The organism is Nostoc sp. FACHB-110, assembly GCF_014697425.1.
GTDB lineage: Bacteria > Cyanobacteriota > Cyanobacteriia > Cyanobacteriales > Nostocaceae > Nostoc_B.
This window is the reverse complement of sequence record NZ_JACJRU010000078.1, coordinates 1-11,208: the sequence shown is the minus strand read 5'-3', so window position 1 is coordinate 11,208 and position 11,208 is coordinate 1. Positions and strand designations below refer to the sequence as shown.

Genomic DNA, 11,208 nt, shown 5'->3' with positions numbered 1-11,208 from the left:
GTATGCTCCACCTGCTTTGAGTATTGCCAATAAGCCGACAATCATCGATGGCGAACGTTCGACACAAATACCTACCAAAGTGTCTGGTTGAACACCGAGTGTTTGCAAATAATGCGCTAGTTGATTGGCTTTGGTATTTAATTGCTGATATGTGAGTTGTTCATCACCAAAGACGACAGCGATTGCATCTGGATTGCGTGCAACTTGGGCTTCAAACAACTGATGGATACATTGGTCATGAGGATAATTACTGTGGGTGTGATTCCACTCGCCTAACAATTGCTGTGTTTGGGATGCTGTCAGTAGGGGTAGTTTGGTAACTGGTTGTGCTGGGTTGGTGACAATTGCCGTGAGTAAGTTTACATAATGCTGCATCATCCGGGCGATCGTTGACCCATCAAATAAATCGCTGTTGTAACAGAAAACACCATCAATCCCCGACTCTGTTTCCCAAAAGTGAGCTTCTAAGTCAAACCGCACTGTTTCAACTACCCAAGGTAGTTCCTCAACCTTTAACCCAGGCAAATCCCAAGGCTCGTGAGGCGCATTCTGGAGGGCAAACATGACCTGCACCAGTGGCTGATGCTCCAGATGACGCTCCAGTTGCAACTTCTCGACCAACATCTCAAAGGGCAAATCCTGATGGTCGTATGCTTGTTGTGTTACCTGCCTTACCTGGGACAGGAAAGCTTCACCAGTCGGTGCTGCGGATAAGTCAAATCGCAATGCCAAGGTATTGACAAAAAAGCCAATTAACCCTTCTATTTCTTGACGGTTACGGTTAGCGATGAGTGAGCCAATGACTAAATCGGTTTGTCCACTGTAGCGCGACATTAACACTGCAAAACCTGCCAGCAGCGTCATAAACATTGTGGTTCCCGATGCTTGTGATAGCTGTCTGAGTTGAGTTACCAGTTCTGCGTTTAATTGCACTGGCACTGTGCCACCGCGAAAAGTCTGGATGGCTGGGCGGGGTCTATCGGTGGGTAGTTCTAATAATGGTGGCGCTCCCGCTAACTGTTGCTGCCAGTAGCTTAACTGCTGCTCTAGCACTTGCTCGCTCAACCACTGTTTTTGCCACAGGGCGAAGTCGGCATACTGAATGGGTAATGCTGGTAATACGACATCACTACTTGCGGTAATTGCTTGGTAATAGGCAGACAATTCACGGTTCAACACGCCCATCGACCAACCATCAGAGGCGATATGATGTATTGCTAACAACAATACATACTCTTGTGGTGCTATTTGCCACAACTTGACTCGCAGGACTGGCCCGGTAGCGAGATTGAATGGTTTCGCAGATTCGGCAATGCTGAGTTGCTGCACTAATGTTTCGGGGTCAGGCTGATGTTGTAAGTCTTCTATGGCTAAGGTGATGTTAAGCTGGGGTGCGATCGCTTGTACTGGCAGATTATTCTTGATTTCAAAATGCGTCCGCAATACTTCATGGCGTTGCACTAACTTTGTCAATGCTGCTTCTAAGGCGGCAACATTCAAGTTCCCAAAGAGCCGCATGACAAACGGCATGGTGTAAGCTACGCTTTCTCCTTGTAACTGTTGCAAAAACCATAACCGCTCTTGCGCCCATGATAAGGGTAGGTCTTGCTCTCTGGAAACTGGTACAATCTCTGGCACACTCAGACTGGAAGTTGTTTGTAACTCAGTTGCAATCACTTCACTTAATTGAGCAATTGTCGGTGCTTCAAACAGATGCCGCAATGGTAAAGATATACCAAAGGCTGATGGCAAGCGCGATATGACTTGAGTGGCTAGTAAGGAATGTCCGCCGAGTTCAAAGAAGTTGTCATGAATACCAATGCGTTCTATCCCCAAAACTTCACTCCAAATCTGCGCCAGTTGCGCTTCTATGGGTGTGCGTGGAGACACAAAGCCTGTTGCCAGATTGCGTGTAGCTGTATCTGGTGCTGGTAAGGCGCGGCGGTCTACTTTGCCGTTGGGTGTTAACGGTAAGGCATTCAGCAGTACAAACGCATTCGGAACCATATAATTTGGGAGCTTTTGTTGCAAATACTCCCGCACCGCAGACAGTAACTTCTGGTCATCTATAGTGGCTTGATTTTGTTCACAGTCGCTCACAGATTCACTGGTTGAACGATGAACAGCAGGCACTAAGTAACCTATCAGACGTTTATCACCAGGAGAATCTTCTCTCACTACAACAACAGCCTCTTGCACCAAAGAATGTTGGGTCAAAACAGCTTCAATTTCGCCCAATTCAATGCGGAAACCGCGAAGCTTGACTTGATTATCGATCCGACCGAGAAATTCAATATTGCCGTCTGCTAGGTAACGTACTTTATCGCCAGTTTTGTACAGGCACTCACCCGCTTGAGAAGTAAAGGGATGAGGCACAAATTTTTCTTGGGTTAAATCACTGCGGTTGAGATACCCTTTGGCTAACCCCGCACCCCCAATATACAGTTCTCCAGGTACACCTATACCGACTGGTTGTAATTGGGAGTCTAAGACATACAGTTGCGTGTTGGCGATGGGTTTGCCGATGGGAATAGTTGTCGCCTCTTGGCTGACTTGTTCCACCAAGTACCACGATGTAAATGTCGTGTTCTCTGTGGGGCCATAAACATGGAGAAGTCGCTGCGGCGCGCCATGTTCGATTACTTGTCTCACCCATTTGGGATCTACTGCTTCACCACCAAACAGCAGATGCTGGAGTGAACTGAATGCTGAGGGGACTTCTTGTGCAATTTGATTGAACAAAGCTGTTGTTAAGAATAAGATGCTGATGCCTTGCGATCGCACAAAAGCAGCAAAGTTTTGCGGTGACAATGCCAGTTCTTTGCTCACCCCTACCAACCGCGCACCGTTGAGTAATGCACCCCAAATCTCAAAAGTGGCTGCATCAAAGGCGCTATTTGCTGCTTGCGCCATCACATCTGTTGGTGTGATGTGGATGTAGTTGGTGTTGAGTATTAAGCGGTTGACGGCTTTGTGAGTGACAGCCACGCCTTTAGGTGTGCCTGTTGAGCCGGAAGTGTAGATGATGTATGCTAGAGCCTCTGATGTGACTTCAACTTTGGGGTTTTGCTGAGTTTGCCCTGCGATCGCTGTGCTATCTGTATCAAAACAAACCACTTTCGCTTGGTGTAACCCCAGCTTCGCCGCTAATTTCTCTGAGGTTAATAGCACTGATAACTGCGTATCTTCGATGATGAAAGCTAAACGTTCTTGAGGATAATCTGTATCCAAAGGCACGTAAGCTCCACCTGCTTTGAGTATTGCCAATAAGCCGACAATTAGGGATACAGAACGTTCGACACAAATACCTACCAAAGAGTCTGATTGAACACCAAGTGTTTGCAAATAATGTGCTAGTTGATTGGCTTTGGTATTTAACTGCGCGTAGGTGAGTTGTTGATCACCAAAGACGACAGCAACGGCATCTGGATTGCGTGCGACTTGGGCTTCAAACAACTGGTGGATACATTGGTTATGAGGATAATGACTGTGGGTGCGATTCCAATCGCCTAACAATTGCTGTGTCTCTGAAGCTGTTAGTAGCGGTAGTTGGGTAACTGGTTGTGCTGGGTTGGCGACAATTGCCGTGAGTAAGTTTACATAATGCTGCATCATTCGGGCGATCGTTGACCCGTCAAATAAATCGCTGTTGTATACTATGACACCATCAATCCCCGACTCTGTTTCCCAAAAGTGAGCTTCTAAGTCAAACCGCACTGTTTCAACTACCCAAGGTAGTTCCTCAACCTTTAACCCAGGCAGTTCCCAAGGCTCGTGAGGAGAATTTTGCAGGGCAAACATGACCTGCACCAGTGGCTGGCGCTCTAGATGACGCTCCAGTTGCAACTTCTCGACCAGTATCTCGAAGGGCAAATCCTGATGGTCGTATGCTTGTTGTGTTACCTGCCTTACCTGGGACAGGAAAGCTTCACCAGTCGGTGCTGCGGATAAATCAAATCGCAGTGCCAAGGTATTGACAAAAAAGCCAATTAACCCTTCTATTTCTTGACGGTTACGGTTGGCGATGGGTGAACCTATCACCAAATCGGTTTGTCCACTGTAGCGCGACATTAACACGGCAAAACCCGCCAACAGCGTCATAAACATTGTGGTTCCCGATGCTTGTGATAGCTGTCTGAGTTGAGTTACCAGTTCTGCGTTTAATTGCACTGGCACTGTTTGAGCGTTAACAGTCTGGATGGCTGGGCGGGGTCTATCGGTGGGTAGTTCTAATAATGGTGGCGCTCCGGCTAACTGTTGCTGCCAGTAGCTTAACTGTTGCTCTAGCACTTGCTCGCTCAACCACTGTTTTTGCCACAGGGCGAAGTCGGCATACTGAATGGGTAATGCTGGTAAGACGACATCATTACCTGTGGTAATTGCTTGGTAATAGGCACAAAGTTCACGGTTCAACACACTCACTGACCAACCATCGGCGGCAATGTGATGTATCGCTAACAACAGTACATACTCTTGTGGTGCTATTTGCCACAACTTGACTCTTAGCACTGGCCCGGTAGCGAGATTGAATGGTTTCGCTGATGCGGCAATTACCATCTGTTGTGCCACTGTTTCGGGGTCGGGCAGATTTTGCAGGTCTTCTACGGCTAAGGTGATATGGAGTTGGGGTGCGATCGCTTGCACCGGTAGGTTATTCTTGATTTCAAAATGCGTCCGCAATACTTCATGGCGTTCCACTAACTTTGTCAATGCTGCTTCTAAGGCTGCAACATTCAAGTTCCCAAAGAGCCGCATGACAAATTGCATGGTGTAGGCGGCCATCTCTCCTTGTAACTGGTGCAAAAACCATAACCGCTCTTGCGCCCATGATAAGGCTAGGTCTTGCTCTCTGGAAACTGGTACAATCTCTGGCACAGTTGGACTAATACCTGTTTGTAACTGACTGGCAATTACTTCACTTAATTGAGCAATTGTCGGTGCTTCAAACAGATGCCGCAAGGGGATGGAGATGCCAAAGGCTGATGGCAAGCGAGATATGACTTGGGTGGCTAGTAAGGAATGTCCGCCGAGTTCAAAGAAGTTGTCATGAACACCAATGCGTTCTATCCCCAAAACTTCACTCCAAATCTGCGCCAGTTGCGCTTCTATGGGTGTGCGTGGAGACACAAAGCCAGTTGCCAGATTGCGTGTAGCTGTATCTGGTGCTGGTAAGGCGCGACGGTCTACTTTGCCGTTGGGTGTTAACGGTAAGGCATTCAGCAGCACAAACGTATTCGGCATCATGTAATTTGGCAGCTTTTGTTGCAAATGCTCCCGCACCACAGGCACTAACTTCTGAACTAACTTACCGTACAGAGGATTATTTGTATAATCAGTCCCGGCTGGAGTCAGCAGTGCCGAACTCTCCCAGAAAACAGCCTTGTGTGTATTGTTACGAATCAATACCACATCATAAGCACCATCATGACTACCTCCCCACCAACTGGTTTGGACAGTATAGCCCTGTTGCTCACCCAACTGATAAAATTCTTCAGGATTAATGCCAACATGAGGCTGCTGTGTGAGCAGTTGTCGCAGTTGTCCCACTGTTTCCACCGTTGGCGGATGTTCTAGCCATTGCCATATCTGCAATGCTTGTTGTACTCGTTGATTGGGTACACCTTTAATTCCCAGCACCTGGGGCTGTTGGGCAACCAGCTGACTTGCAATTTGTGCCAAGGAAAGCTGATCTAATTGCCAATTTAACCAAGGAACGAGAGTTTTTTGCACATCAGTACCGATATGCAGGATGACATCATAGCGGAACTGGGTTAACTCATTTTGGGCGTAACCGCGTTTAGGTTGAATTTCTACCCAAGTAATTTGCGGACAACGTTGTTTGAGGGCGATGAAAAATCTCGGATCTATAACTAATTCTTCTTCAGCCGTGATACTGGAGTTGACTATCTTCTGCCATTGCTCAACTGTTCTATTTTCAGCAGCTTGGAACAACTGTACTGCTGCATGGTATGGTTCGAGCAGAGGCAAGGAGCGGACATCACCGACAAACAGCGTCCCTTGATTGCCAATTGTCGCCATTGCTCCCTCAAGTACCTGCAACAAATACTCCACACTGGGAAAATACTGCACGACTGAGTTGATGACTACAGTATCGAAGTGTGCGTTGGGGATATCTGTAAAGTCATCCGCCATACGGTGCAGCAAGCGCACATTGTCTAAACCAGCGACTGTTTTACATATCTGCTCAACGTGTTGTAGAGCGGCACTGGAATAATCGCATCCCCAATACTCTTGACAACTTGTGGCAACACGCGATAGCAGTAGTCCTGTACCACAGCCAATTTCTAAGACTCGCTGCGGTGAGAGAGACAGAATACGGTTGACTGTATTTTCTACCCATTCCCGCATTTCCCATTCGGGAATGGCTTGCTTGGTGTAGGAACTGTTCCAACCACTGATGTTAAATGTGGGGTCATCTATGGATGTTTGCGGTTGTCCATAAGCCTGTTCATAAAGGGTTTGCCAGTCTGAAACATACTCGCTCTGCCATTGTGCCAACTGTTCGGGTAAGACTTGATTTTTCAGTGCGGGTACTAAGTAAGCTGCTAGTTGTTGATCACCATGATTATCCACTCTAGCGACGACGACACTTTCTTGTACCAAGGGGTGTTGTACCAAAACATCTTCAATTTCGCCTAACTCGATGCGGAACCCTCGCACCTTAACTTGGTTGTCGATGCGGCCTAAGTATTCAATGTTGCCATCTGGTAAATAACGTGCCAAGTCTCCGGTTTTGTACAGCCTAGCATCAGGCTCATCGCTAAACGGATGAGGGATGAATTTCTGTTGTGTTAATTCTGGTCGGTGGAGATAACCTCTGGCTAACCCCGCACCGCCAATGTGCAGTTCTCCGGGTACACCAAGGGGTACTGGTTGCAATTGCTCATCTAAAATGTAAACTTGCACATTGGCAATGGGACTCCCAATGGTAACTTTTTCGTCTTGGGGGGTGCATTGGGCAATGGTGGCGCAAACACTGGCTTCTGTCGGCCCATAAGCATTGAAGAAGTTTCTGCCCACTGACCATTTTTTGACGAGTTCCAAAGGACAAGCTTCACCAGCGACAATGATGGTTTGTAGTGCGGGGAGTTCTGCGGTTGGCAAGACTGCTAATGCCGATGGTGGTAGGGTGACATGGGTAATACCATCTGTGCGTAATCGCTCCAGTAAGGGTGTACCGGGCATGAGTGCGTCTTTTGTTCCCAAGTATAAGCTAGCCCCAGATGCCAAACTCATTAAAATTTCTGATATGCAGGCATCAAAACTGAAGGAGGCAAACTGGAGAACGCGACTAGAGGAGTCTACACCAAAGGTGTAAATCTGGGCTTGGGCGAGGTTAACTAGTCCTCGATGTTCCACCATGACACCTTTGGGTTTTCCTGTGGAACCGGATGTGTAAATTACATTGGCTAGATGATTTGGTGTGACTTCACTGACGGGGTTTTCCTGATTGTTTTGGCTGATGTGTGACCAAATTTCATCAAGAAATATGACTTTTGCTGATGTGGCGGGTAGTTTATGGAGGAGAATTTCTTGGGTAAGGAGTATGGGAACTTGGGTGTCGTCGAGGATGAAGCTGAGGCGATCGCTAGGATATTCACTGTCTAGGGGTAGGTATGCTCCACCTGCTTTGAGTATCGCTAACAGTGCGATAATCATTAAAGGCGATCGCTCTACACACAACCCTACTAGCACATCTGGTTTGACTCCTAATGACTGCAAGTAATGTGCTAAACAGTTAGCTCGATGATTCAATTGCTCATAGGTGAGTTGTTCATGGCTCATCACCAGGGCAATTGCATCGGGTGTACGGGCTACCTGCTCTTCAAATAATTGATGTATGCACTTATCTTGGGGATAGTCTATGAGTGTATCGTTCCACTCGGTCAACAGTTGCTGGCGTTCTGGCTGGGTGAGTAAAGGAAGTAAGGCTACTGGTTGCTGTTGGTGTGAGGCGTAGGGGTGAAGCTGCTCGTTAGCGATCGCTTCCAGCATTGTGAGATAATGCTGCACCATCCGAGCCATTGTCCTGTCATCAAATAAATCTCTGTTGTAACAGAAAAATCCCTCAATCCCCGATGCTGTTTCCCAGATGTGAATTTCTAGGTCAACTCGCACTGTATCCAGTAACCAAGGTAGCCCCTCGACTGTTAAATCAGGCAAATCCCAATCATCAAAGGGAGCATTCTGGAGTGCAAACACTACCTGCACTAGTGGGTTGCGGTCTAAATTTCGTTCTGGTTGCAACTTCTCGACTAGCATCTCGAAGGGCAAATCTTGATGGTCGAATGCTTCTTGAGTTACCTGTCGCACCTGGGAAAGCAAATCTTGAAAGCTCGGTGCTGGGGATAAATCAAATCTCAGCACCAAGGTATTGACAAAAAAGCCTATTAACCCTTCTATTTCTTGGCGGTTACGGTTGGCGATGGGTGAACCGATGACTAAATCGGTTTGTCTACTGTAGCGCGACATTAACACGGCAAAACCTGCCAGCAGTGTCATAAACATCGTGGTTCCCGATGCCTGGCTAATTTGTTGGAGTTGCTGAGTGAGTTGGCGATTGAGTTGAATTGGCGCTCTACCACCGCGAAAAGTCTGGATGGCTGGGCGGGGTCTGTCTGTGGGCAGTTCTAATAATGGTGGCGCTCCGGCTAATTTTTGCTGCCAGTAGCTTAATTGTTGCTCTAGCACTTGCTCACTCAACCACTGACGCTGCCACAAGGCAAAATCAGCGTACTGTACAGGTAACTCTGGTAAAGATACAGTAATACCTGTGGCAATGGCTCGATAATAATTAGATAAATCACTAATCAACACACCCATTGACCAACCATCAGAGGCAATATGATGTATTGCTATTAGCAGTACGTATTCCTGTGGCTTGACTTGCCAGAGTTTGACGCGGATAACTGGGCCAGTGGTTAAGTTAAATGGTTTGGCAGATTCTTGAATTACCAGTTGTTCGACTTTTGCCCAGGGATGAGGTTCATTTTGTAAATCCTCCACTGGTAAAGTGATGTTGAGTTGGGGTGCAATCGCTTGTACTGGCAAGTTATCCTTGATTTCAAAATGCGTCCGCAATACTTCATGGCGTTGGACTAATTGCCCAAATGCTGTTTCCAAGGCTTGAATGTTTAAATTCCCCACTAGCCGCACCACAAAAGGCATAGTGTATGCACCACTATCTCCTTCTAATTGGTGCATGAACCACAGACGCTCTTGCGCCCAAGATAAGGGTAGGTCTTGGTCTCTGGAAACAGGTATAATCTCTGGCAAGGTGAGACTTGAACCTATTTCTAGCTGGCTGGCAATCACTTCACTTAATTGAGCAATTGTCGGTGCTTCAAACAGACTCCGTAATGGTAAAGATACACCAAAGGCTGACGGCAAGCGAGATATAACTTGAGTAGCTAATAGGGAATGACCACCCAGTTCAAAGAAATTATTGTGAATGCCTACTCGCTCTAGTTTGAGAATTTGCAACCAAATGAGTGCTAGTGTTTTTTCGATTTGGGTGCGTGGGGCGATAAATTGCTCTAACAAATCTGGATCTAATTCTGGTGCGGGTAAAGAAAGGCGGTCTACTTTGCCATTGGGAGTCAGTGGTAGGGACTCCAAAATGACAAAAGCGGTCGGTATCATGTACTCTGGAAGTCTGGCTTTGAGGTATTGTCTGAGTTCGCTAATCTTGGGTTGACAATCTGTACTTGCTACCAAGTAGGCAACTAAGCGTTTATCACCCGGATGGTCTTCCCGGACAATGACACAATTAGCTTGTACATGAGGATATTGACTCAATAGGGCTTCAATCTCGCCCAATTCAATGCGGAAGCCGCGAATTTTTACTTGATTATCGATGCGCCCCAGGTATTCTATGTTGCCATCTGGTAGATAACGTGCTAAATCCCCAGTCTTATATAATTTTGAATTTTGTAGGCTTGCCTTCCCGTAGGGTATTTTGAATTTTGAATTAATAAACGGATTGGGGATGAATTTCTCTTGTGTTAACTCGCTGCGGTGGAGATAACCTCTTGCTAATCCTGCACCACCAATATGCAGTTCTCCAGGTACACCAATTGGTACTGGTTGTAAATTAGAGTCAAGGATGTAAATTTGTGTGTTAGAAATGGGGCGACCGATGGTTGGTGAGGAACTTGTCCCTTTTTCTATCAAGCTAAATGTCGAGTAAGTGGTGTCTTCGGAAGGGCCATAAAGATTGAATACCCGTTCGACTGGACTGTGCTGATAGATTTGCTGTACCAGTTGGTTTTGCAACGCTTCCCCAGCTAAATTAACGGTGCATAGGTGCGGTGGTAAACTATTATCTCGAATTAACCCAGCGATCGCCGAAGGAACTGTATTGATTAAAGTGACTTGGCTGGCGGTGCTAATAGTAGATAAATGTAGAGCATTTTGAGCTAAGATGACTTTTCCTCCCAGGCTCAGAGTTACAAATAACTCGAAAACCGACAGGTCAAAACAGATAGAAGTAGAAGCTAGCACACCAGAAAGTTCTGAGGCTGTAAAAACTTCTTGCGCCCAACTGACTAAAGCAACCGGACTGTGATGTTCAATCGCTACTGCCTTTGGTCTACCTGTAGAGCCGGAGGTATATAGTACGTAAGCTAGGTTTGCTGGTTTTACCTCGCTGGCTGGATTAATTTCACTAGCTTGGGCAAACTCCTGAACATCAGTATCTAAATACACAAGATGAGCTTGATGTTGAGGTAGTTTAGCTACTAATTTTTGTTGTGTCAGCAGCACTGGTACTTGAGCATCTTCCAACATGAAAGTTAAACGTTCAAGCGGATACTCAGGGTCAAGCGGTACGTAAGCTCCACCCGCTTTGAGAATCCCCAACAGCCCCACAACCATTTCGAGGGAACGTTCGACACAAATCCCCACTAATGTATCTGCTTTGACACCCAGTGACTGCAAGTAATGCGCTAACTGGTTGGCTTGGGTGTTCAATTGCTGATAAGTCAGTTGTTGATTTTCCCACACCACCGCCACAGCATCCGGGGTACGCGCAACTTGCTCCTCAAACAATTGATGAATAGATTTATCTATTGGATACTCGGCTTGGGTGTCGTTCCACTCGACTAACAATTGATGCAGTTCGGACTCAGAAAGGAAAGCTAATTCTCCAACTCTCTGATGTGGGTTGCTGACTATTGTGGCTAACAA

The 11,208-nt window shown here is 46.7% G+C and carries 1 protein-coding gene; it reads right to left on the bottom strand.

All coding sequences use genetic code 11. The features are described 5' to 3' along the window. Nucleotides 1–11,208 (bottom strand): non-ribosomal peptide synthetase (locus H6G69_RS33035; RefSeq protein ID WP_190693927.1); only part of this gene is annotated, 11,208 nt, incomplete at both ends.